Source organism: Streptomyces sp. WZ-12 (assembly GCF_028898845.1).
GTDB lineage: Bacteria > Actinomycetota > Actinomycetes > Streptomycetales > Streptomycetaceae > Streptomyces.
Window position 1 is genome coordinate 291,712 of sequence record NZ_CP118574.1, and the last position, 23,875, is coordinate 315,586.

At 70.3% G+C, this 23,875-nt stretch carries 19 protein-coding genes; 12 read left to right on the forward strand and 7 right to left on the reverse strand.

The window, feature by feature from the left end:
• Window positions 1-202: 202 nt before the first annotated feature.
• Together PV796_RS00795 and PV796_RS00800 are read left to right on the forward strand one after the other, a co-directional pair.
• Entirely contained in the window at window positions 203-814 is a 612-nt protein-coding gene (locus PV796_RS00795) for a TetR/AcrR family transcriptional regulator (RefSeq protein WP_274910774.1), read from the forward strand.
• A complete protein-coding gene (locus PV796_RS00800) occupies window positions 808-1,839 on the forward strand; it encodes a DMT family transporter (RefSeq protein ID WP_274910775.1) in 1,032 nt (343 codons plus the stop codon). Before PV796_RS00795 ends, PV796_RS00800 begins: the two co-directional genes overlap by 7 nt.
• Before the next feature lie 102 nt (window positions 1,840-1,941).
• Here PV796_RS00800 and PV796_RS00805 read toward each other — a convergent pair whose 3' ends face one another.
• Both PV796_RS00805 and PV796_RS00810 read right to left on the reverse strand, forming a co-directional pair.
• Complete coding sequence (locus PV796_RS00805) at window positions 1,942-2,625, reverse strand: recombinase family protein (RefSeq protein WP_274910776.1); 684 nt, start codon at window positions 2,623-2,625, stop codon at window positions 1,942-1,944.
• A 337-nt stretch (window positions 2,626-2,962) separates the two neighbouring features.
• On the reverse strand, window positions 2,963-3,526 hold the full coding sequence (locus PV796_RS00810) for a TetR/AcrR family transcriptional regulator (RefSeq protein ID WP_274910778.1): 564 nt from the start codon (window positions 3,524-3,526) through the stop codon (window positions 2,963-2,965).
• Window positions 3,527-3,613: 87 nt separating this feature from the next.
• Here PV796_RS00810 and PV796_RS00815 point away from each other — a divergent pair, with 87 nt between their 5' ends.
• The 3 genes from PV796_RS00815 to PV796_RS00825 all read left to right on the forward strand — a co-directional run bounded on the left by PV796_RS00815 (window position 3,614) and on the right by PV796_RS00825 (window position 6,762).
• Window positions 3,614-5,836, forward strand: coding sequence for an alpha/beta fold hydrolase (locus tag PV796_RS00815; RefSeq protein WP_274910779.1), 2,223 nt, complete (start codon window positions 3,614-3,616; stop codon window positions 5,834-5,836).
• Between the two features lie 149 nt (window positions 5,837-5,985).
• On the forward strand, window positions 5,986-6,342 hold the full coding sequence (locus tag PV796_RS00820) for a hypothetical protein (protein ID WP_274910781.1): 357 nt from the start codon (window positions 5,986-5,988) through the stop codon (window positions 6,340-6,342).
• A 15-nt stretch (window positions 6,343-6,357) separates the two neighbouring features.
• Entirely contained in the window at window positions 6,358-6,762 is a 405-nt protein-coding gene (locus PV796_RS00825; RefSeq protein ID WP_274910782.1) for a hypothetical protein, read from the forward strand.
• Window positions 6,763-7,168: 406 nt separating this feature from the next.
• Here the strand turns inward: PV796_RS00825 and PV796_RS00830 are convergent, their stop codons facing one another.
• On the reverse strand, window positions 7,169-7,696 hold the full coding sequence (locus PV796_RS00830) for a sugar O-acetyltransferase (RefSeq protein ID WP_274910783.1): 528 nt from the start codon (window positions 7,694-7,696) through the stop codon (window positions 7,169-7,171).
• A 248-nt stretch (window positions 7,697-7,944) separates the two neighbouring features.
• Complete coding sequence (locus PV796_RS00835; protein ID WP_342456948.1) at window positions 7,945-8,421, reverse strand: DUF6597 domain-containing transcriptional factor; 477 nt, start codon at window positions 8,419-8,421, stop codon at window positions 7,945-7,947.
• 303 nt (window positions 8,422-8,724) lie between these two features.
• Between PV796_RS00835 and PV796_RS00840 the strand changes: the two genes are divergently transcribed.
• Window positions 8,725-9,321 (forward strand): chloramphenicol phosphotransferase CPT family protein, encoded by a 597-nt coding sequence (locus tag PV796_RS00840; RefSeq protein ID WP_274910785.1) that lies wholly within the window; start codon window positions 8,725-8,727, stop codon window positions 9,319-9,321.
• Between the two features lie 196 nt (window positions 9,322-9,517).
• On the opposite strand, the gene PV796_RS00845 is transcribed toward PV796_RS00840, so the two are convergent.
• From PV796_RS00845 to PV796_RS00855, 3 genes are all read right to left on the reverse strand, one after another.
• Window positions 9,518-10,534, reverse strand: a complete 1,017-nt coding sequence (locus PV796_RS00845; protein WP_274910786.1) for an NADPH:quinone reductase — start codon at window positions 10,532-10,534, stop codon at window positions 9,518-9,520.
• A gap of 257 nt (window positions 10,535-10,791) precedes the next feature.
• Window positions 10,792-12,474 carry a membrane-associated oxidoreductase gene (locus PV796_RS00850; protein ID WP_274910788.1) on the reverse strand — a complete coding sequence of 561 codons (1,683 nt, stop codon included), beginning with the start codon at window positions 12,472-12,474 and terminating at the stop codon, window positions 10,792-10,794.
• 169 nt (window positions 12,475-12,643) lie between these two features.
• Complete coding sequence (locus PV796_RS00855; protein ID WP_274910790.1) at window positions 12,644-13,567, reverse strand: endonuclease/exonuclease/phosphatase family protein; 924 nt, start codon at window positions 13,565-13,567, stop codon at window positions 12,644-12,646.
• A gap of 1,324 nt (window positions 13,568-14,891) precedes the next feature.
• Here PV796_RS00855 and PV796_RS00860 point away from each other — a divergent pair.
• From PV796_RS00860 to asnB, 6 genes are all read left to right on the forward strand, one after another.
• Complete coding sequence (locus tag PV796_RS00860; RefSeq protein WP_274918805.1) at window positions 14,892-16,370, forward strand: sugar transferase; 1,479 nt, start codon at window positions 14,892-14,894, stop codon at window positions 16,368-16,370.
• A gap of 79 nt (window positions 16,371-16,449) precedes the next feature.
• Window positions 16,450-17,775, forward strand: a complete 1,326-nt coding sequence (locus PV796_RS00865) for a nucleotide sugar dehydrogenase (protein ID WP_274910791.1) — start codon at window positions 16,450-16,452, stop codon at window positions 17,773-17,775.
• Window positions 17,765-19,030, forward strand: coding sequence for a glycosyltransferase family 4 protein (locus PV796_RS00870; protein ID WP_274910792.1), 1,266 nt, complete (start codon window positions 17,765-17,767; stop codon window positions 19,028-19,030). The genes PV796_RS00865 and PV796_RS00870 overlap by 11 nt, the downstream gene beginning before the upstream one ends.
• On the forward strand, window positions 19,027-20,424 hold the full coding sequence (locus PV796_RS00875) for a Wzz/FepE/Etk N-terminal domain-containing protein (protein ID WP_274910793.1): 1,398 nt from the start codon (window positions 19,027-19,029) through the stop codon (window positions 20,422-20,424). Before PV796_RS00870 ends, PV796_RS00875 begins: the two co-directional genes overlap by 4 nt.
• A complete protein-coding gene (locus PV796_RS00880) occupies window positions 20,421-21,938 on the forward strand; it encodes a Wzz/FepE/Etk N-terminal domain-containing protein (protein ID WP_274910794.1) in 1,518 nt (505 codons plus the stop codon). Before PV796_RS00875 ends, PV796_RS00880 begins: the two co-directional genes overlap by 4 nt.
• 2 nt (window positions 21,939-21,940) lie before the next feature.
• Window positions 21,941-23,875 carry an asparagine synthase (glutamine-hydrolyzing) gene (gene asnB / locus PV796_RS00885; RefSeq protein WP_446750545.1) on the forward strand — a complete coding sequence of 645 codons (1,935 nt, stop codon included), beginning with the start codon at window positions 21,941-21,943 and terminating at the stop codon, window positions 23,873-23,875.

Here is a 23,875-nt window from a genome sequence, read left to right on the forward strand (position 1 = left end):
TGTGGTTCCGATGCCTGTGGTTCCGATGGTCCCTCGCGGGTGGGGTTGGTGCGCTGCGTCGCGACCGGGGCCGTGTGGGCCGTTTCCTGTGTTCGGGGGCAAGGGGGGCAAGCGCTGCGCTGCCGCGCCACGTAGTGGTCGCGGCAGCCCCTCGGCGCTATATTAGGTAGGTCTGTCTACCTAATAGGGAAGGTGAGGTTCGATGAGCGAAGCAGGCACCGCGGCCAGGCAACCGCCCGGCAGGCGGCGCGGAGCCGCGCGCGAGCGGCTGCTCGCCGCCGCGGCACGCCGCTTCTACGCCGACGGCGTGTCGGCCACAGGCATCGACACCATCACCGCCGAGGCCGGCGTGGCGAAGATGAGCCTCTACAACAACTTCTCCTCCAAGGCCGACCTGGTGTGGGCCTACCTCGACGAGCGGCACGAGGAGTGGTTGGGCCTCTACCGTCGGCGCCTGGCACAGGCCAGCGACCCCCGCGGCCGTGTCCTGGCCGTCTTCGACGCGTACGCCGACCACGCCGCCTTCGCCTACGAGCACGGCTTCCGCGGGTGCGGCCTGCTCAACGCGGCGGCCGAACTCCCGGCCGGCGACGCGGGGCGGGCCCTCGTCCGCCAACACAAGGAGGACGTCGAGTCCCTGCTCGCCGGACACGTCGAAGAGCTGCTGCCTGGCAGGCGCGCGGAGGCCCACAAGGTGGCGGAGCACCTGGCGTTCCTGTTGGAAGGCGCGATGGCCCGGGCCGGACTGGAAGGCGCGGGCACGCGCCTGGAACACGCCCGGACCATGGCGGCCGACCTGCTGGACCGATGGTGAGGCGGCCCGCCGGGCACGCCACCGGCTCGGTGGGCACGGGATCGGCGTGCGTACTCCTGGCGTCCGTGCTGTGGGGCACCACAGGCACCGCCGCCACCTTGGCCCCGGCCGTGGGGCCGCTCGCGATCGGAGCCGCCGCCATGGGACTGGGCGGCCTGCTGCAAGCCCTCGTGGCCGCCCCGCGCATCACCAGGGAAGCGTCCGGGCTCCGGGCCCAACGCGGTGTGGTGCTGCTCGGCGCACTGGCGGTCGGCGCCTACCCCCTCGCGTTCTACACCTCCATGCACCTGGCCGGGGTCGCCGCCGGGACCGTGGTGTCGATCGGCTCGGCCCCGCTCGCCTCCGCCGTGGTCGAACGCGTCGTGGACGGCCGCCGCCTGACGCGCCGTTGGATGACGGGCGCCGCCCTCGGGCTGACCGGGACCGTGCTGCTGTGCGCGGCCGAAGCTGCCAACCCGCACTCCGCGCCCGGCGCCCACTCCACAGCGGCGACCGTGCTCGGCATCGGACTCGGCCTGATCGCCGGCTCCACCTACGCCCTCTACTCCTGGGCCGCCCACCGCCTGATCAGTCGTGGCGTCACCTCCGGCGCGTCCATGGGTGCCGTCTTCGGACTGGGCGGAGTGCTGCTCCTGCCCGTGCTGCTGGCCACCGGCGCCCCGCTCCTCGCCTCCTGGTCGAACGCCGCCGTCGGCGCGTACCTGGCCCTGGTGCCCATGTTCATCGGCTACGTCCTGTTCGGCTGGGGCCTGGCACACATCCCGGCCAGCACCGCAACCACCCTTTCCCTGCTCGAACCCGCCGTCGCGGCCGTCCTGGCCGTCCTGGTCGTCGGCGAACACCTGCCCCCGCTGGGCTGGGCCGGCATCGCCCTGGTCGTCGGCTGCCTCGCCGTACTCACCACACCGGCACGGACATTGAACCCGAGGCCGACCCGCACCAGTTCGGCAGCCGGAAAGGGGGCGACGCCGGACTCCGGTGCCGCCTCCGATGCCGGAGCGCAACTCGACCGCACACCGAGCTGACTGTTCATGCGTCATGCCCGGTGAGGCACGCGTTTGTTGCGGCGCCTCAAGTTGGCCCTGTTCTCCCGAAGTTACGGCGAAGTGGCAAGTAGCTCTCTGTAATCAGAGTAGCGCTCGGTCAGAGAGGGCGAGGCGAGGTCCGGGGACTTCGCCGGACTGGAGGGCGGCGAAGTCGGCGTGGGCCCGCTCGACGGCTTCGGGGTACGCCTTGCGCTCGGCGTGCTCGGCGAGCGCCCGGTAAGTGCTGGCCACCGAGGGGTTCTGGCCCGTGCGCTTGCCGGTGGGGATGATCAGGTCGGGCTGGATCTGCTCGACGGACTCGCCGCCCGCGCGGTGCCGCAGCACGGTGTGCAGCATGTCGTCGGTGATGACAGGCGGCCGGCCGCCGAGCTTGCCCTTGCGGGCCGCGGTGTCGAGCCCCTCCAGCGTCGACTCCCGGATGTTCTCCCGCTCGTTCTCCGCCATCGCGGCGAAGAACGCGAACAGCAGCTTCCCCGGCCTGGTGGGGTCGTAGATACCGAGCAGCGGCCCGGCGAGCAGCTCCAGGACCAGGCCGTGGGCGGTGAGGCGGTCGGCGAGCGCGGTGAGTTCGGCGGCGTCGCGGCCGAGCCGCTTCATCTCGTACACGGGGAAGATGACCCGGCAGTGCGGGGCGTGAGCCTTGATCTCCCGCGCGGTCCGCAGCGCCTTCTTCAGCCGGGGCACCTGGGTGAAGCGGCGGGTGTGATGGGCGGAGGCGACCGCGCCCGCCGCGCGAGCGGCACGGTGATCTGGGCTGCGCGTCACACTTCGGACAGGCGTGCCTGTTCGACGTCGTCGGTGTCGTCGGTGTCGACCGATCGGTCGGCCAGGGAAGGCTGCTGAGGGTCCGTCATGGGCCCGGATTCACCCAACGCAAGTCTCAGAAGAGGGCCCGTCCCACTTTTAAGTGAGAACGGGTTCTGAGAGCGAATCCGGGATCGGCGGGGGTCTGGTGGCCCGTGATTGATCTTGCTCGGGCAAAGGACCGTTCGTGAGACGGCCTCGGGGAACATCGGTACCGAGGTGTGGTCGGGCACCACCATCTCCGGCTCACGCCGCCGTGCAGGTCCAGCAGCGCGTCCAGCATGTGCGGGACAGCCTGTCACTCAGCCATAGCCAGCACATCGCGGACCAGGCGTCGCGCGTACTCGCGATCGACGGGCAAGGCGAATACGACGTGGTGGTACAGAGGTGCGATGACATGGTCGAGGATCTGCGGGACGCTTGGTGTCTTCTCGCCGCGTTCGCGGGCTCGGCTCACCATCTCCGATGCCTGCTCGCGCCGTTTCTCCGTGACCGGGCAACTCGCGACGTTCTCGGTGCGGGCCGACACCATCGCGCGCAGGTATCGGGCTCGGTGGGGACGCGTGATGTCGCGGGCGATGACCTGCGCCCACTCGGTCAGATCCTGCTGGAGGGATCCGGTGTCGGGCGCTGACTCACCGTCCCGGGTCAGGGCGGCGACAGCGACTTCCTCAAGGAGAGCGTGGACGCTGTCCCAGCGTCGGTAGAGCGTCGTCGGGTTGACCCCGGCTCGTTCGGCGACCACGGGAAACGTGATCTTTTCGGCGCCCTCGCCCACGAGTTCACCGACCGAGGTGTAGATCGCGGTCAGTACTCGACTGCTCCGCCCTCCGGGGCGGCTGGCGGCTGCATGGTGAGACACGTCACCAGCATACGCAAAGATCTTTGCTTCTACTACGATGGGCCGGGCGGGTTAAAGCAAAGATCATTGCATTTTGATGGAGGTCGCGTGCTCAACCGTTCAGTTTCGTTCTTCCTGGCCGGGGCCGTGGGCGCGGCCACGCTCACTGCCGCTTCGGCGCCGTCCCCCCTCTACCCGGTCTATCAGCGCCTGTGGGGCCTCTCCACGTTCACCTTGACGGTCGTTTTCGCCGTCTACGTCTTCGCCTTGCTCGCCGCCCTGTTGACCGTCGGATCGGTCTCCGACCGGGTGGGCCGTCGGCCTGTCGCCTGCGGTGCCCTGGTGCTGCTCGCTCTGGGCATGCTGCTCTTCGCCGTCGCCACAGGCGTCGGCGGCCTGATGGCCGCGCGCATTGTGCAGGGGCTTGCCGTGGGGACAGCCGCCGGCGCCACTACGGCCCTGATCATGGAGTCCGCGCCGAACCCCCGGCTCGGCTCGACCATCAGCAGCGCGGTCCCTTCCTTGGGGATAGCGATCGGCGCTGTCCTCGCCGGCGCCCTGGTGGAGTTCGCGCCACTGCCCCGCCAACTCGTCTTCTGGATCCTCACCGTCGTGTACCTGGTGCTCGCGGCACTCGTCTGGCTGGTTCCCGAGAAAGCTCGATCCGACTCGCCACCCCGGGAAACCATTTGGCGGTCACTGCTGCCCAGCGCTCAACTCCCGCGGGCCACACGGCCGGTCTTCGTCGCACTGCTGCCGTCGATCAGTGCGACGTGGGCCCTTGGCGGCTTGTACCTCTCGCTCGGATCGTCGATCCTCACCACCGTCCTCGACGTGCACAGCCACTTCGTCGCGGGCGTCATCCTCGGCGTCTTCTTCGTCGCAGGGACGGCGGGCACGGTCGCGTCGGCCTTCGCTCCGCCACAACACCGCGCATGGTTCGGCCTCGGGCCCCTCGCCATTGGCGTCCTGGTCACTATCGCAGCCATGCCGACGGGTGCACTGCCGCTCTACGTCGTCGGGTCGCTGATCGCGGGGTTCGGGTTCGGGGCGACGTTCCGGTTCGCCGTCCATGCCCTCGGTGAGGCGGCACCGATCGCCCAACGGGGCCAGGTGTTCGCGACGATGTACATCGTCAGCTATCTCGCCTTCAGTGTGCCCGCGCTCGCCGCCGGGCTCGCTGTCGAGCGATTCGGGCTCAAACCAACAGCCGTCGCGTATGGAGCCCTGGACATCGCATTGGTCCTGTTCGCTCTCGTTGCCGGGACCACCCACGCGCGTCGACGGGATGGCAAGGACGATGTTCGGCACGACATCGCACCGCCGTTGGTCTCGCGCATTCTCGGCACGCCTCGCCACACCACGCACTACCTGGAGTGCGGACCAACCGATGGACCGCTGATGTTCTTCCTCCACGGGTGGCCGGGCATCGGGTTGTTGTGGCGGGCCCAGATGGAGGCGTTCGCTGCCGACGGGTGGCGCTGCGTCGCGCCCGATCTGCGCGGGTACGGCGAATCCTCCGCCCCGGCGGATACCGACGCCTACACCGTCGAGGAGGTCGTGATGGACCTGACGGAGCTCCACGATCATCTCGGCGGCAGAACCGCGGTCTGGATCGGCCACGACTGGGGCAGCGTCGTGGCGGGAGCAGTGGCCGCACACGAGCCGGAGCGGTGCCGCGGCGTGGTGTTGACCTCGTGGGCCTACTACCCCACCGCCAACAGCCTGGCCACGCTCGTACCCCTGGTCGACCGTCAGCTCTACCCGGCCGACCGGTATCCGGACGGACAGTGGGACTACTACCGCTACTACACGACACACTTCGAAGCGGCGGTCGCCGACCTTGACGCGGCTCCGGCGGCAACGCTGGCATCGGTTTATCAACCGGGCAGCCCCGCCGCGATCGGCGCCATCTCACCGACGGCCACGGTCACACGCGACGGCGGACGCTTCGGCGCCGCGCACTGCGCACCGCCGACGCCGGCCGATCCGGCTCTCTGGCCACCGGCGGACTTCGACACCCTGGTGCAGGCGTTCGCAACTCACGGCTTTCGTCCTCCCTCTGCGTGGTACACAAACGACGACGCCAACGTCGCTTACTCGCGCAAAGCACCCGACGGCGGGCGCCTGACGCAGCCGGTGCTGTTCGTCAACGGCGAGTGGGACGCGATCTGCAACATCTCGGGAAACCGCCAAGGCGACCCGATGCGCGCGGCCTGCGCAGATCTCACCGTGGCGCGGGTGCCTGCAGGACACTGGCTGCCGCTGGAGAGCAAGTCTCAACACATTGAGGCCATCCGCACCTGGCTCCGATCCAAGAATCTTCGATGAGCACAGCTACATGCTCATGCAGAGAGTCGCCTAACAGTCCAGCCCGTTCGGCCACTGCATCAGCGCCCCGTAGACACCACCGGCGCTGAGTACGCGCACTCATGCGGCCGGCCCCCGTCGCAGCGCAAGCTGGCTGCGGAGGTTCGCAGATGACGGAAACCGTGCGGGCCCGGTGGCGCCGGGTCCGTGGGAAGTGCGGCCGAGCAGGCGGGTTGCTACTGGCGTTCGCGTTGGTGGGGCTGACCATGGCGTGCTCCCGCGAGCCGTCGAAGAAGGCACTGCGCGCGCGGGCCATGTCGCCGGCGGCGGAGTCCCGCAGGGCGGAGGAGGAACGGAAGATGCGCGCCCTGATCGAGCGCCTGGCCGCCGTCCCGGGCCTGGAGCACGTGCTCACGCGCTTCACCGACTCCTGCACCCGGCCCTACAACGGCTCGATCTTCGAGAACAACCGATCCCCGGACGTCCTCCGGTGCGACATGCAGGCCGTCGCCTACTTCGGTGTTTAGGGGGACATCGCCGACGTGTTGCGCCGCATCCGAGCGGCCGACATCGCCGCCTGGGGACCGCAGGACAGCGCGGGGCGGGACGTACCGCACGCGGCAGGCACCGTGACCTACGCACTCGACTACCTGCGCCGTCACGGCCGCCACCCGGACGGCAGGACGATGCCCGCACCGACACTCAAGGCTCCAGGACTCCAACTCGACTGGGACTCGCCCAACACTCCACTCCCCCACCGGGTCAACGAACCCACCCCGTGCCCCACCACCGACCCCGGAGATATCCACCAGCGCTGCACCACACACCCGGAATCCCCGATGAGCCTGGCGACCGCCCGGACCCGCTACGGCACCATCCTCTCCCTCAACCTCGGAGGCTGGGGCTCCTCCGCATCCGAGTACTTCACCGTCCCGCGCGGGAAGTAACGGCGCCCCCTCCCGGTAGCCGCGCCCCAGCCCCAGCCCCGGCCCCGGCCCCACGGTGCCTGGCTCGGCACACAACTTGGCACGGCCACCAGGCTCATCCCCCGCCAACAGAACGGGCGTTGACCACGCCCCAACCCTCCAGGGCCGGGGACAAGGACAGGGACGGGGACGCAGGCAGGGACAGGAACAGGCGATGGGACGGACCCGTTGAGGTCGGGGCCGATGAGGAGGCACCCGGCAATCCGCGGGGCAACCGGCCACTGATCGGCTCACGGCCTGCCCCGACGACCGGTACGAGGGCAGCAGAGGTCGGATGCGGTCCCACTGCCCGTCGGCCAGCCAGGCGTGACGAGGCATCAGCATCAGACCGCAGAGGCGCGCCCCCGGGCCGGCAGTCCGGCCGGGCTCAGTCGATCGTCTTGATCACCCGGGCTGGCACTCCCGCGACCACGGTGCCGGCAGGAACATCACGAGTGACCACCGCACCGGCAGCGACCACCGCACCGGCACCAATGGTCACCCCCTGCGTGATCACGGCAGCCGTCCCGATCCAGACGTCGTCTTCGATGACGATCGGGGCGAAGGCGAGGTACTCGCGGCGCTCGGCCAGGGGCAGTGGATGGCCTCCGGTGATGAGGCTGACCTTCGGGGCGATCATGACGCCGTTGCCGATACGGATGCCCCCCTTGTCCATGAAGGTGCATCCCTGGTTGACGAAGACGTTCTCCCCGAACGTCGTGTTCAGCCCGTACTCGGTGAAGAACGGCGGGTAGATCGTCACCGACTCCGGCAGCGGGCCACCGAACACAACAGAAAGTAGTTCTTCGCGACCTTCGCTGTCGCTGAACGGAAGCACGTTCAGTCGAGACGTCGCATCAGTCACCTCCACGATCCGCTTCGCATGACGCGCGAACTCAGGGGTCTGGACATACATAACCTGCTCTGTGCGGGTAGACACGCGATGATTCCACCACCGCGCACAACACTCGATCAAACAACCTTGCATCCCGCCCGACACAACCAATGGTTGTGGAAGTTAGCGGAAGCGTGGATGCCGAAGCGCTGCGGACGTTCGCGGCCGTCGCCGAGACTGGCCAGTTCCAGGCTGCGGCCGACGAGTTGGGGAGCAGCTAGCAGGCGATCTCCGAGCGGATCGCGGCCCTGGGGAGAGGCACATCGGGGTCACGCTCCTGGTGCGGACCTCCCGAGGCTCCGGGCGGGCTGAGCCTGGACGGGCAGGTCTTCCTGCCACACGCCAAGAAGGTCCTGGCGGGCATCGAGCAGGCCGAACAGGCCGCGTCCCGCTTCCGCCTCCACGTCGCTCTGGACGCGGCCGCCCGCGCTGCCGGTGCCCCGGTCGAAGCGCTGGAGGCCATCAACGTGATCCTGCCGTCCGGGCTGGTCGTGCCTGGGGAGTACGACGAGGTCCGACAACTCGACGCGCCGCTCCGCCAGTTCGTGTGCGGGCACTCCGAGAAGTGCGTACGCCACGCCCGGAGCGAGTTGGAGACCCCAGGTCACCTTGCCGGCTTGCGTCGGCACGATGACCGTCCGAGTGTCGGGGCCTGCCACGACGAGACGGTCCTGGAACCACATCAGATCCATCACGCCGTCGGGGGCGATGCGCTTCTCGGGACCATCTGAGAGCGCCCGCCACATCGTCGCGCCGGTTCGGACACCTCGTCGTGTCGTATAGCTCCCCACGTATCGTCCACCTCCGCACCACGCACACAACTGCGGACGACCGTAGTGCAGACGACTTCGGAAGATCCGGGGTTCTTCGCAGCCCAGACACACGATTGATCAGCCTTCGGACAAGCGACGAGCTCGCCGCCATTTCCACCCTGTTGACTCACAGCCCGCGAGCCTACGGCGTCCAAGACTGCCGTCTTGCCGGGCGCCGAGAACTACTGGAGGTCCCCTCACCGCGGAGCCGGAACAGCACCATGTCACCATGCCGATATGACACCTGGTCGAATCATCTTCCTCAATGGCACCTCCAGTTCAGGGAAGTCAAGCATCGCTCGGGAGCTTCTGGACATCCTGAATGACGGCGTCTTCTTCCACTTGGCGGTCGACAGCTTCAATGCGATGCGCAGCAAGTGGGAGCTCGGGGCGGAGGAGCTCGACGCCGCGCTGCGGCGGACCAGGATGGGCTTCCACCGCTCGATTGCGGCCATGGCCGAGGTGGGCAACGACATCGTGGTCGACCATGTGCTGAGCGAGCCGTGGCGACTGCTCGACTGCCTGACGGTGCTGCCGCCCGAGGACGTACTGTTTGTCGGCGTCCACTGCCCGCTGGACGAGCTGGCTCGCCGCGAGCTGGCCCGGGGCGACCGCCCGCCGGGCCTCGCGGCGCACCAATACGACCTGGTCCACGCCCACGGCGACTACGACGTGGAGTGCGACACCAGCACGGCAAGCCCACGCGAATGCGCGCAGCGCATCAAGGAGTTCCTCCCGCGCCGCCCCAGCCCCGCCGCCTTCACTCGCCTCCGACGACGCTATCTGACGGACAGCCAAGAACCGCCGACGGCGAAGCACAGTCTCTTCGACTAGAGCCAAACGCGCTCATGCCACGCTGGTCTTCCGCAGAAGCCAGGTGCAGTGAGCATCCTGAGCCATGCCAGTTTCACCCCAACTGGCAAACCCCCAGCTCAGCACGAGATCCACAGTCGGTTTCGCTCCGACAGGACATCTCTGACCGGGTTGCCAGCGAGCCAGTCACTCGGTCAGGGCGCGCTCGTCGCCGCAGTCACGGGATGTCGAGCAGGACCTTCCCCACCACGCCCCGTTCGAGTGCGGCGTGGGCGTCCGCGATCCGCTCCAGTGCGAAGCGGTGCAACGGCAGTCCGGCCTCCTCCCCCACGCACAGCGCGCCCGCGTCCACGGCTGCGGCGACGTCGGTGAGCGCCTGCTGCTTCGCGGCGGTCGGCACGGTGTAGACGAAGACGCCCTGCCAGCGCAGGTTCGCCGGAAGCGAGGAGAGCACCGGGACGGACAGCCGCTCGTCCTCGCCGGCCGAGTAGTAGGACACCACGGCCCCCGGCGCGGCCACCGCGATGTCGAGAGCGGCGTTGGTGCCTGGTGCGACCTCCACGACGATGTCGACGCCCCCGGGCGCGAAGGCCAGGATCTCCGTGGCCGCGTCCTGCGTACGGTAGTTGACCGTCTGGTGGGCGCCGGCCGCGCGTGCCAGGGCGGCCTTGGCAGGGCTGCTGACGGTCGTGACCACGCGTGCGCCGGCCCAACGGGCAAGCTGGATGGCGGCGTTGCCGACCGCGCCCGCGCCGCCCGCCACCAGCACGGTCGTACCCCGCAGTGCACCGGGCGCGATGCGCCCCGGACCACCGTCGTGAACGGTCAGCGCGCGGTGGGCGGTCAGGGCCGGGATGCCGAGGGCGGCGCCGAGTTCGAACGGGGCGTGGTCGGGCAGCGCAACGGCATGCCGGTCGGGGACGAGCGTGTACTGCTGCGCCGTTCCCCAGGGACGCTCCCAGGCAGCCTCCCAGATCCACACCCGTTGACCGACCCGCGCGGGGTCAACCCGCGGTCCGACGGCGTCGATCACCCCGGCGCCGTCCTGGTGGGGCACCTGCTCGTGCATGCCTGGCGGCAACGCGCGCCTGCGGCTGCGCCAGTCAGTGGGGTTGACGCCCGAGACCTGCACCCGCACGCGTACCTCGCCGGGCCCGGGCTCGGGCACCGGACGGTCGACGAGTTGGAGGACCTCGGGGCCGCCGCCGGCGGCCGTCCGGATGACGGACTTCATCGCGCACCTTTCCTTCGCTCGTCCCCGCGGAACGATCGTCTTGCGGATCGCCCGACCGGCGCCCGGGGCGGGCGCGGTTACGCACGGGACGTCCCGCCCGTCTCAACTCCCCTCCTGAGCGGGGTATTCCGGAGCGGCTCCCACTCCCGGCTCTGCCGCCCACGCCCCGCATCCCCACTCATCTGCCGGCGACGTCGGCGGGGAGGGCTGCCCAGGCACGAACCGAACGAGCCGCCCCACCTGCGGGACAGGGACAGTCACTGGCGGCTGACGGCCCGGGTGATGCCGGTGATGACCGTGGTGGCCAGGACCCAGCCCAAGGCGATCAGCAGATACGCGAGCCACTGGTACCAGCCCTGGGGTTGGAACGCCTTCTCCTGGCCGAAGTCGACGACGGGCAGGAGAAGGTCCAGCGCGTAGACGAGTGGTTGGAAGGTGGGGCCTTCGCCGGGCCTGGTCGGCACGGGGTGGTGGAGTCCGAACGCCAGGGCGCCGAGGAGGAGCAGGGTGAGCAGCCAGCCGGCGGCGCGTACGGGGCGGAAGCCGTAGCCGACGGTGGCGTCCTGGAGGTATCCCCAGAGCCTGGCGTACCCGGGTTGGGTGGAGCGGTGGTGCCGTTGTTTGGCGAGGCGGACGGTGCGGGCTGCGGTCTCGTCTCCCACCCGCTGGTAGGCGGTGGCGAGTTGCTCGTAGGAGTGGGGAACGTAGCCGTCCCCATCGCGTTGCAGGGGTGCCAGGCGCTGACGGGGCGGAAGGCGCGGGGACAGTGCCTGGTAGGTGAGTCCGTCCAGCCACACCTGTGCCGGAAACGTCTCGGGGTGGGCGTGCACGGTGGTGAAGGTGGAGCCTCGGAGTGATAAGTGACCCTCGGTCATTTTTGTTCCGTCGAGCCAGAGTTGGGCGGCTGTGCAGTTACTGGCCAGCAAGGCCGCTCCGCCGGGGTGGGACAGGCGGGCGTCGGTCAGGACCAGGGCACCCGTGATCTTGGCGCCCCTGGCCTTGACTTGTCCCTGGGTGTGCAGATCAGCCGCCGCTACCTCCGCTCCGACCGCAACACCACTGAGTTGCACGGCCGCGTGCCCCGGGTTGGCGATCCGGGCTCCGGTCAGGTTGAGCCGGCCGCCGATCCTGGACCGGGTGAGGCGCACCTCGCCCTGGGCACGCAGGCCGTTGCAGAGTACGTCCAGGTCAACGGTCATCACGGCGGCGGCCAGGGCCTCGCCGCCGGGGTGCACCAGGTGGGAGCCCTCCAGGTTGAGGGTTCCGCCCACCCGCAGGCCGGTCAGCAGTACGGTGCCCCGAGCGGTGAGGTCCTTGCCGACGACCCCGCCGCCGACACTGGCGTTGACCGCGCGCAGGGACACCTCGCCCTCACCCACGGTCAGTTGAGCGCCTTCGACCGCAAGGGCGTCTTCGATGCGGATGCCGTCCAGACGTATCGGACCCCGCACCCTCGTCCGGTCCAGGAAGAGGCTGTTGCCGATCCGTGCACCGGACAGCGTGACCTGACCGGCGATATGACATCTGCTCAGGCGCAGGGCGCCGTCCACGCGGGCCTCATCCGCGCGCAGTCCGGGCAGACGAGATCCGGTGAAATCCAGCGTGCGGGTTCGAGCCCCGCTCAGTTCGGGGGGCTCATCGAAGTGACAACCCAACAGCCGCACCGGGCCGTCGACAGTGCCACAGGTCAAGTCCAACCGCCCGACGATGCGCGCCCCGACCAGACGCAAGCCGGCGATCGCGCCCTCGGCCGAGGCGCCGCTGATCACCAGCGCACGCAACACCTCGCCGCGCACCGTGCGTTCCGGCCCCCATCGGTCCCCCTCCGGCACGGCGCCGTGTTCGTCTTCGTCTTCGCCGTTGCGTAAGTCGACCGCGACACCGCTCGGGAAGGCATCCCACACGCGTCGCTCGACGGCTGTCAGGTCACTGATCTCCACCGCCGCACCCTCTCGGTGCAGTTGATCCTGCGTCAACCACGGGACGCCGAGTGGCACACGGCACCGATCCCTTTCCGAACGGGCCCCGTTGACGGGACAGAGCGCCGTCTACCAGTCAAGTCGGCCCCGATTACTCCCCCTCTCCCGCGCCTGGCCGCACCTGCGCGCCTCACCACTCGACCAGCGCCTGGACCGGCAGGTGATCGCTGGGGAACTGCCCTTTCACGGCATACGTGTTGATCGCTGCGCGCCGCGTTCGCACTGCCGGCGAGGTGAGGATCCAATCGACCCGATCTCCGCCCGGCACCAGCGGGTGATACCCGTGGAAGGTTCCGTATGGGGCGCTCCGTTCGCCTGCTGCGTCCCAGCTGTCGACGAGTCGGCCGCCCCCGAGCATGGCCTCGTACACGGGGTTCTTGTGCGCCGCGACGTTGAAGTCTCCGGTCGCGATCCGCGGCAGCGCGGGATTCCGTGTGCCCATTCGGTCATTGATCAGTGCTGCCGAGCGCTCCCGCGCATATTGCACGGCGTGATCGAGGTGCGTGTTCAGCGCGTAGAACTCTCCGGAGCCCCAGGTGCCCGCTACGCCTTCCCCTCCCCCGCTCCGCGCGGATGCGCCACTCGCCCCGTCCCGGACTTCGCGTCGCCCCAAATCTCGGAACCGTACCCACGTCGTCATCCGGATCACGGTGTTGCCCCAGCTCTTCGACCCGATCAGGTAGGGCGTGTCGGAGAGCCAGAAATGGTCGTACTCGACGGGGGTGAGGAGTCGGATGTCGTAGAAGATCGCCGCGAATTCGCCCCGGCTTCCGCCGGCTCGCCCGGTGCCGATCCAGGCGTAGTGCGGCCCGAGATCGGTCGCGATGTCCTGCAACTGCCCGTAGAGCCCTTCCTGCGTGCCGAGCAGGTGAGGCGCTTCCTGGCGGAGCAGTTGTCGCATCGCGGGTCTGCGTTCGCCCCAGGAGTTCGGGCGAGTGTCCGATGCGTACCGCAGGTTGAACGTCATCACCCGGAGCGGGCGCCGGCCGTCTTTGGTCACGGCGTACGCGTTGTCGTCTGCGGCGGCCGCGGGGGCCGTCGCCGCAGCGGCCATCGCTCCGACGACCGCGGTGGTGGCCGCCCCGCGCAGTACGCGGCGCCGACTCAATGGCCTTGCGAAAGGCTGCCCGAATTCCCGTTCGCCGCCTTCTCCGGAGCCCGTCGAGCGCTCCGAGGAATCGGAATTCGCACGGGCGAGTGCGTTTGCGTCGCCTCGCAGTGCGTCACTCGTCGGTGACGGAAGGAGGCCAGGAGATGTTCCCTGTCGGAATGCCGTCCGTCCAGCACTGAAACCGTCCACACGTCACTCTCGGCACCGACTGCCAGCCTTCGACATCCGACACTTCAATTGTCGAAATTGGCCGTCGTCGCTTTTCTTCGCATTGGGAAACCGTCACGGTCCAGGCTCCCGTAACTTGTCGGGCTCCGGAAGCCTTTCACATGAACCGGCGCCAAACCTACACTCGTTCGCCCGCGCTGTCCCGTCCTCGGCATGCCGTGCGGTTCGCCTTCCGGCGCCACCGGCGAGGCCGCGACCCGCGAAGGCTTCACCCGCAGGCTCGGCTCGGCATCGATCTACAGGGCCGCGGGTTCTACGAGGGATCCACGGCAGCGTTCAACCGCGGGGGCGGCGGGAGGTGCCCGGTATCGGTCGCCCATACCTTTCTGGCCATTCGTGGGCTTGGCTCAGATGCCTGCGCATTGGCCTGATCTCCCGTCATGTCCCGTTCTTCTGAAGGGTGTTGCCGCAGTGCTGGACGGGCGTCTGCACCGCCTGCGGTCGGAGCCTCGTCCGAGCCGGAACGTGACGGAGTACTCCTCCGCGGGGGCTCGGTTGGCGGTGCCGGGGCGTCCCGGGGTTGCCGGTGCCGGCCACCCGAGAACTCCCGTCATCACAGGTCACAAGCGCGGCTTCGCCGCCAAGACACACGTGTCGTGACCGTTCGGCGGGTCAACCTTCAAAGTTTGGCCACGAGTTGCACACATTCCCCTCTCCAGACGGGCCTCGATGGTCTACATTGACGCTGCTTCACATGACACGAGGCGACAAATCGTGATCTTTAGGGCCAGCGTTACGGACAACCGGCAGTCGCGCCCTGGGTGCCACACGTGGGCAGGAGCGATTCTTTGGAGCCCGAGAGGGGGCCTTGGGTGTGGGGAGCCCGAGGGCTCGACGGGTTCCGCGCACCTCGGGAGTCCGGCAAGACATGCGAGTTCGATGCCGCCTGGGTGGGGCGTTCACGTCGCGCCGCAACAGCCGGGACGTCATGCGGGGAGGCCGGCCTCTTGGGGGATGAACAGGGCGGCGCGGGGGCCTCCTGAGGAGAGGGAGCGTGTGGAGCGAATACCGCGAGACCACTGACGACCTGGGGGGATCTGTGCAACAGGGGGAATTGGTCGACCCGTTGCTCTCGGCGCGCAGGCGTCCGGAGAACGGGGCAGTCAACCAGCCCGCGATCGACTGGGAGCAGCGGTACCGCCGTACCGTGATCATCAGCGATACCGTGGCCACCGCCTTCGTGGTGGCGGCGATCGGCAACCTCTTCGGGTCCCGGGACGCGGCGAACTGGCACGAGAAGTGGGGCATTCTCGCATTCGGCACCGAGCTGCTGGTGCTGGGGGCGCTCGCGGTGAGCCGGTCGTGGGCTCCGGCCGTACTCGGCCAGGGCGCGGAGGAATTCCGCCGGCTCGGACGCGCGCTGTTCACGGCGACCGTCGTCCTGGCGCTCGGCGGGATAGCCCTCGCCTCGCGCAACATCAAGCTCTGGATCTTCGTCGCGATCCCCACGACCGCGTTGATCACCATGATCGCGCGGTATCTGCTGCGTCTGTGGCTGCACAGGCAGCGGAAGGAAGGACGGTGCCTGCGACCGGTGCTCGCTGCCGGCAGCCTGGCCACCGTGCGCGACCTGATCGCCCGGACCCGGAAGTTCCCGCACCTCGGCTGGCGGGTGGATGCGGTGTGCACGACGGACGGTCTCGGGGTCGACGGTGACCAACTGGACGGAGTGCCGGTCATCGGCCGGCTGGCGGACGTCGCGGGCCACGTCCACCGCGACGGCTACCGGGTCGTCGCGGTCACGCCGGACCCGCACTGGTCACCGGACCGGCTGCAGCGGCTGGCCTGGAACCTCGAAGGCAGCGATGCCGAGATGGTCGTGGCGCCCGTGCTGATGGAGGTGGCCGGACCGCGGCTGCACGTCGACGCGGTACTCGGGATCCCACTGCTGCGGGTCAGCATGCCGACCTTCACCGGGGGGCACCGGGTGGTCAAAGAGGTCGTCGATCGGATGGGCGCGGCGATCCTGCTGATGCTGTTCGCACCGCTGATGGTGCTCGTCGGACTGCTCGTGCTGGTCGACAGTCGGGGCGGGGCGTTCTACCGGCAGCGCAGGGTCGGCAAGGACGGCCGCGAGTTCACCATTGTCAAGTTCCGCACCATGGTTGCCGGGGCCGACGGGGCGCGTGCCGCACTGGCCGAGCGCAACGAGGGCGCCGGTCTGCTGTTCAAGCTCCGCCGGGATCCGCGGGTGACCCGGGTGGGAACGCTGCTGCGGCGGTACTCCATCGACGAACTCCCGCAACTCTTCAATGTGTTGACCGGATCGATGTCGCTCGTCGGTCCGCGGCCACCGCTGCCGGAGGAGTCCGCCGCGTACGGCCCGGACATCCGGCGGCGGCTGCTGGTCAAGCCCGGGCTCACCGGCCTGTGGCAGATCAGCGGGCGCAGCGACCTGCCGTGGGAGGAGGCCGTCCGACTGGATCTGCGGTACGTGGAGGACTGGTCGCTCGCCCTCGACACGGTGATCTTGTGGAAGACGCTGCGCGCGGTGCTCCAAGGACAGGGGGCCTACTGATGCGCGAGCGGCGGCGACGTCGTGCGGCCGGCGCACGGACCGCAGGCCGAAGGGGCCTGCCTGGGGGGAGGAACGCGTCATGAGAATCAGCGTCTTGGGGCTCGGCTACGTGGGCTGTGTGTCGGCCGCGTGCCTGGCGAGCATGGGTCACGAGGTCATCGGGGTGGACGTGAACCCGGTGAAGGTCGACCTGGTGAACGACGGCAGGGCCCCGGTGGTCGAGGAGCGGATCGGCGAGCTCATCGCCGAGGTCGTGCGGACCGGAGCGTTGCGCGCCACCAGCGATGTCCACGCGGCGATCACGGGCAGCGAGGTGTCACTGGTCTGCGTGGGCACGCCGTCGGAGCCCAACGGCAGCCTGTGCACCGCGTACTTGGAGCGGGTCACCGAACAGATCGGTGCTGCGCTGGCGGATCGCGGTGCGCGCGGCGGGCGGCACACCGTCGTGTTCCGCAGCACCATGCTCCCGGGCACCTGCCTGAACCTGCTGGTGCCGATCCTGGAGAAGTACGTGGGCGGCACGGCCGGGGTGGACATCGGGGTCGTGGTCAACCCGGAGTTCCTGCGCGAGGGCACCAGCGTGCGGGACTTCTTCGACCCGCCCAAGACCGTCATCGGCGAGTTGGACCGGGCGAGCGGCGATGCGGTGAGGGCGCTGTATGACGGCTTGCCCGGCGAGGTGTTCCGGGTGCCGATCCCGACGGCCGAGGCGATCAAGTACGCGGACAACGCGTTCCACGGCCTCAAGATCGGCTTCGCGAACGAGCTGGGCGCGGTGTGCCAGGCACTCGGGGTGGACTCGCACCAGGTGATGGACGTGTTCCTGGCCGACCGCAAGCTGAACATCAGCCCCGCCTACCTGCGGCCCGGCTTCGCCTTCGGCGGCTCCTGCCTGCCCAAGGACCTGCGCAGCCTGGTCCACGCGGCGCGGCGGGCCGACGTCTCGGTTCCCATCCTCGCCCATGTGCTGCCCTCCAACTCCGACCATCTGCAGCGCGCGGTGGACCTGGTCGAGCGCACCGGCAAGCGCCGGGTGGGCCTGTTCGGGCTGTCCTTCAAACCCGGCACCGACGACCTCCGCGAGAGCCCGCTCGTCGAGCTGGCGGAGGTGCTCTTCGGCAAGGGGTACGACCTGCGGATCCACGACGCCAACGTGAGTCTCTCTCGGCTGCTCGGCGCGAACCGCGAGTACATCGAGACCCGACTGCCGCATCTCGCGCAGTTGCTCGCGGACTCCGTCGACGAGGTGTTGGAGCACGCCGAGGTGTGTCTGGTCGGGACCAGGGACCCGGCCGTGCTGTCGGCGCTGCCCCATGGCGGCGGCGCGGTGATCGTCGACCTCATCCGCCTTCCCGACGCCGAGGCGCGCCGGGCCGAACCGGGGTACATGGGCCTTGCTTGGTAACGCGACCGGCGGTGACGCGTCGGCCCGGCGCGCGCTGATCCTGGTGGAGAACCTGTCGGTGCCGTTCGACCGGCGGGTGTGGCAGGAGTGCACGACGCTGCGCGACGCGGGCTGGGAGGTGCACGTCGTCTGTCCCCGGGGGGAGAAGCGGGACACGGAGCCGGAGGCGCTAATCGACGGGGTGCGGATCCACCGCTATCCGCTGCGCGCGGCCACCGGAGGACCGGCCGGCTACCTGCGGGAGTACGGATCGGCGTTGTGGCACACGGCCCGGCTTGCCCGCAAGGTCGGCCCGGTCGACGTGGTCCACGCCTGCAACCCGCCCGACCTGCTGTTCCTTCCGGCGCTGTGGCTGAAGCGGCGCGGCGCCCGGTTCGTCTTCGACCAGCACGACCTGGTGCCCGAGTTGTACCTCTCCCGGTTCGACCGCGGCGAGGACCTGCTCTACCGCGCCGTGTGCGCGCTGGAGCGGCGGACCTATCGCGCCGCGGACGTCGTGCTCGCCACGAACGAGAGCTACCGGGACGTCGCGGTGCGCCGTGGCGGCAAGCGGCCGGCGGACGTCTTCGTGGTGCGCAGCGCACCCCAGACCGACCGGTTCCAACCGGTGCCGCCCGAGCCGGAGTTGAAGCACGGTAAGCCCCATCTGCTGTGCTACTTGGGCGTCATGGGCCCGCAGGACGGCGTCGACTACGCCTTGCGGGCCCTCGCGAAGCTGCGCGACGAGCTCGGGCGGACCGACTGGCATGCGGTGTTCGTCGGCGCCGGCGACGCGTTCGACGCGATGGTGGCACTGTCCCGGCGGCTCGGGCTCTCGGAGCAGGTGGAGTTCACCGGGCGCATCCCGGACGCCGACCTGGTGCGCTATCTGTCCACCGCGGACGTGTGCCTCTCCCCCGATCCGCGCAATCCGCTCAACGACGTGTCGACCATGAACAAGGTCCTGGAGTACATGGCGATGGGCCGGCCCGTCGTCTCGTTCGACCTCCGTGAGGCGCGGGTCTCCGCCGGTGACGCCGCGGTCTACGCGCCCGCCAACGACGAGGCCGCATTCGCCCGGCTCATCGCGGAGTTGCTCGACGATCCGGAGCGGCGGGCCCGGATGGGGAAGATCGGCCAGGAGCGGATCGGTGGACAGCTCTGCTGGCGGAACTCGCAGGCGGCGCTGCTCGCCGCCTACTCCGCTGCCTGCCGCGGGCGCACCCCGGTGTCGGCGGGCGGGCCGAACCGGGCGGGGAAGAGGCCCCGCCGTTGAGCGATGACTGGATACGCCTGGCCACGATCGGGCGGATCATCCGTGGGCGCTGGCGGCTCCTCGCCGTCCTCGCCGTGGTGGGTGCGCTCGTCGGCTTCGGCGTCTCGCTGCTGCTTCCGCCGAGTTACACGGCGTCGGCATCGGTCCTGCTGCCGGGGCAGTGGGAGGAGCGCGAACTGCTGACCCAGGTGGACGTCGCGACCAGTTCGACGGTGGTCGACCGGGCGGCTGCCGCGCTGGGCTGGGCCGGGGTCAGCGGCAGCGAGCTGCGGGATCGGGTGAGCGCCAAGGCCGCCGACGGGAACATCATCATGGTCTCGGGAACGGCCGACACCCCGGAGCGGGCACAGCGGCTCTCCGACCAGATGGTCCGTCAGTTCGTCGCGTTCGCCGCGCGGCTCGCGGGCGACAGTGCCGACCCCGAAGCAGCGGCGGGGCCCGACGCGTTGCGTCAGGCGGTGGCGCAGACCAGCCGCCGCATCACCGAGCTGTCCGAGGCGGCCGGTCCGGGGCGGAGCGTGGAGAGCGTAGGGACCCGCACCGAGCTCGCGAAGCTGCGCACCGCGCTGCAGGAGGCCATCAACAAGCTGGACCAGGCCGCCCCCGCCACCAACAAGGCCAACATGGTCGTCATGGGGCCGGCGCCCCGGCCGGCCGGCGAGGCGCCACCGACGAGAAGGCAACTCGTCGTTGCCGGGGCGGTGCTGTTCTTCCTGCTCGCGGTCATCGGCCATCTCACGGCCGCGCGGATGAGTCGCCGGCTGCGCACCGAACCGGAGATCGCCGCGGCGCTGGGCTCGGCGCTGCTGGGTACCGTCGACGTACCCGATGAACGGCCCGCGCACCGGCCGCAGGACCGCGGCCCGCTGGCCCGGATCCGGTGGCTGCTGGGCCTCGACGTCCGGTGGGACCTCCCCACCCCGCAGACGTCCGGCGACGAGGCCGGAAGGCAGTTGCGCTACCGGCGGGTGTGTGCCCGCCTTCGGGATCAACTGACGCCTCCGCGCCGGCTGTTGGTCGTCGTCCCGGACGGCGACGAGATCGCCCGCCGGGCCGCCGGGCGGCTGGTCGCCGAGGCCGGCGGCGATCCTTCCCCGAGCTCTTCGAGCAGGGGGCACCCCGCGCTGCGGGTGGTGGGGGTTTCGGTGGACCGGCCGGTGGTGCCGGACCGCGACGACGAGTCCGGTGCCCTGGTCGTGCTCAGCGCGGGCAATTGGACCGCACAGCAGCTCGCCGGCATCGCCGAGGCGTGTGCGGACGCCCGGCACGAGGTCGTCGGCATCGTCCTCGCCGGCGTGGTCCGGGCCCTTCCGGCGCGGCCGGTCGGCCGTCCTCGGGATGCCGCCACACCGGCGCTCGCGGTGGGGGCCGACGCGACGGGAGGTGTCGGGTGACGACGCGTACGACGTCCGAGTCGTCGGCCGCCGCTCCGCTGTTGGACCTGCAGGCGCTGGTGGTGGCGGTGCGGAGACGGCGTCGCCTCTGGTGCTCCATGGCGCTGCTGGGGCTGTTCGTCGGCGCGACGTTGGCTGTGCTGCTGCCGACGCCGCCGACCGCGGTGACCAAGGTGCTGGTCGCGCATCGGGAGGACCAGCCGAACGACCCCGGAACGCTGATCCGCACCGACGTCGCGTTGCTGGGGACCACACGGATCGCCGGCCGGGCCCTGCAGTCCCTCAAGTCCCCGGCGAAACCGGAGGACTTCGTGCAGGATTACGGCGGTACCGGTTTGACCAACAACCTGCTGCAGATCAGTGTGACGGGCCAGAGCGACGCGGAGGCGGTGGCCCGCGCCAAGGCGCTGGCCGATGCCTTCGTCGCGGACCATGTGCGGCGGATACGGGACACCGCGAACGCCGAGGCCAAGGCCCTGCTCGACCAGCGTGACCGAACGCAGGACGAACTCGCCGAGGTCAACAAGGCGGTCGGGGACGGATCGCCGAAGGGCGGGGCGAAGGCGCCGGCGAGTCTGGAGTCGCTCTTCGCCCGCCGTGCGGAACTCACCTCGCGGATCTCCGATTTGGGCCGGCGTGCCGCGGAGGCGCACATCGGCACGCCCCAACTCATCGCGGGCACACAGATCGTGGACGCCCCGCACGCGGTGCGGCGCTCCCTGCCCAGGACCGCTGCCACCGACGCCGCGATCGGGTTCGCCCTCGGACTCGTCCTCGGACTCGCGGTGGCCGCGGTCGGGACGGTGGTGGCGGACCGCCCCGTGCTGCGCCGGGACATCGCGGCGAACCTCGGCGCCTCGGTCCTCGCGGAGCTGCCCCGCCGGTCGGCCAGGCGGTGGCAGCGCCGACGGACCCGGGCGGCACGTGAACGGCTCGCCACGTCCCTGGCCCGCACCGTGCGCGGCTCCGCGGAACCGGTGTCGCTGTTGGAACTGGGCTGTGCGCGCAGCACGAGCGTGATCGCCCTGGCTCTCGCCGGGGCCCTGGCGGCGGACGGGCCGGTGGTGATCGTCGACGGTCTGCCCAACGCGCAGCTCGCGGGCCGCCGCCCGGAGCCGGGAGGTCCGACCGTGGTCAGCGGCGAGCGTGCCGCGGCCGTGTCGCACGAGGAACTCCGGTTCGGCGTCGGCTCGGTCGCGCCCGGCACCGCGTGGACCGACCTCCCGTACCTCGGCACTCAGACCGTGCTCGTCGTGCGGGCCGGGCACGGCAGCGCCGCGTGGCTGCACACCGTGGCGCGGCAACTCGCGGACCAGCGCATCGCGGTGATCGGTGTGGTGCTGATCGACCCCGATCCGCGGGACCGGACCGACGGCACGCTGTGGGACGGGCTGGGGACCGCGCTGTGCGGCCGGCCCGAGCGGCCGGCCCGGCAGAGCGGGACGGGCCGGCGGCGGGCCGAGTTGCTGCCGATGTGGGCGCGGGTTCCGAACAACGACCAGGAGGCGCGGTAGGCATGTGTGGCATCGCAGGGACTTACCGTTGGCCGGACGGGAAGGTCGTCACCGACCGGCTCACCGACGCCCTGGCCCACCGCGGTCCGGACGGGGCGGGCCGCTACGGTCACGCCGTCGGGGGCGGCGAAGTGCACCTCGGGCACCGCCGGTTGGCCATCATCGACCTGTCCGGGACCGGCGCCCAACCGATGGTCTCGGGCGGCCTCGCCCTGACGTACAACGGCGAGCTGTACAACGCGCCCGAGCTGCGTGCCGAGCTGGCGGCCGCGGGGGTGCGCTTCCGCGGTACCTCCGACACCGAGGTGCTGCTGGAGTCCTGGCGGCGCTGGGGCACGGGCTGCCTGCCCCGGCTGCGCGGCATGTTCGCGTTCGGGATCTTCGACGAGCGAACCGGTGAACTGGTGCTCGCCCGCGACCAGTTGGGCATCAAGCCGCTGTTCGTGCTCCGGCGCGGTGCGGGCCTGGCATTCGCCTCCGAGCTCAAGGCGCTCGCCGCCGCGACCGGCGGTTCGCTGCGGGTGGACCATGCGGCGCTGGTGGCCTCGCTGCTGTACTACTGGGTGCCGGACTCCCGGTGCGCGTTCCGCGAGGTGGAGAAGTTGCCGCCGGGGAGTTGGCTGAGGTGCCGGCCCGGCGGTCGGGTGGAGCGCGGCCGGTTCTGGCACCTTCGGGAGGTGGCCGCCGAGGGTCGGGAGCGGGCGCGGGCCGGCGAGCTGCCGGACGTCGCGGCCGTCGTCGAGGAGTCGACCCGGCGTCACCTGCGCGCCGACGTACCCGTGGCGACCTTCCTCTCCGGCGGTCTCGACTCCAGTTACCTGACCGCGCTGGCGGCCCGCGACCGCCCCGGGATCTCCGCCTACACGATCGGGTTCCGCGCCGAGGACGCCCGGTTCGAGGCAATGCCGGACGACCTGCGCCACGCCCGGCGGGTGGCCGGGCGGTTCGGCGTCGACCTGCACGAGATCGAGATCGCCCCGAACGTGCTCGACCTGCTGCCGCAGATGACCCACCACCTGGACGAGCCGATCGGCGACCCCGCCGCGATCAACACGTTCCTGATCTGCTCGGCCGCCCGGGAGGCCGGGGTCAAGGTGATGCTCTCGGGGATGGGCGCCGACGAGTTGTTCGCCGGGTACCGCAAGCACCTGGCCAACCTGGTCGCGCTGCGCTACCAGCGCGTCCCGCGCCCGGTGCGGCGCGGCCTGTCCAGGGTCGTGGACCGGCTGCCGGTCGCCACGGCCCGCCGGGGATACCGGTCGGTGCGCTTCGCGAAGCGGTTCCTGTCCTTCGCCGAGCTGCCGGAGGAGACCGCGTTCCGGCGCAGCTACACCATGTACGACCGGGACGAGTTGCTCGCCCTGCTCGATCCGGACCTGGCGGGGGCGGTCGAGGAGGTGCTCGCCGAACACGCGGACATCTATCAGGACAACGACCTCGACGACTTCGTCAACCGCATGTGCCTGGGCGACGCCCGGATGTTCCTGCCGGGCCTGAACCTCGCCTACACGGACCGGTCGAGCATGGCCGCGTCGATGGAGGTGCGGGTGCCGTACGTGGACGTCGAGGTGGTCAGGGCGGCGTTCGCCGTGCCGGGCGATCGCAAGATCGTCGGGCGGCAGGGCAAGGCCGTCCTCAAGGAGGCGGCCGCCTCGATCCTGCCCCGGGAGGTCGTCTACCGGCCCAAGGGCCTGTTCAGCGCCCCGCTGCGGGCCTGGATGAGCCGGGACCTGGCGCCGCTGGTGCGCGAGGTGGTGCACGACGGCGTGCTCGTCAGCTCCGGGTTGCTGCGCCGCGACGCCCTGGCGCGCATGGTCGCCGCGGACGCCGCCGGACAACGGGACTACTCCAAGCATCTGTGGCATGTGCTGACCCTCGAACACTGGTATCGCGGCGCGACCTCCGGGTCCGACCGGAGCGCCGGTGCGACGGCGTAG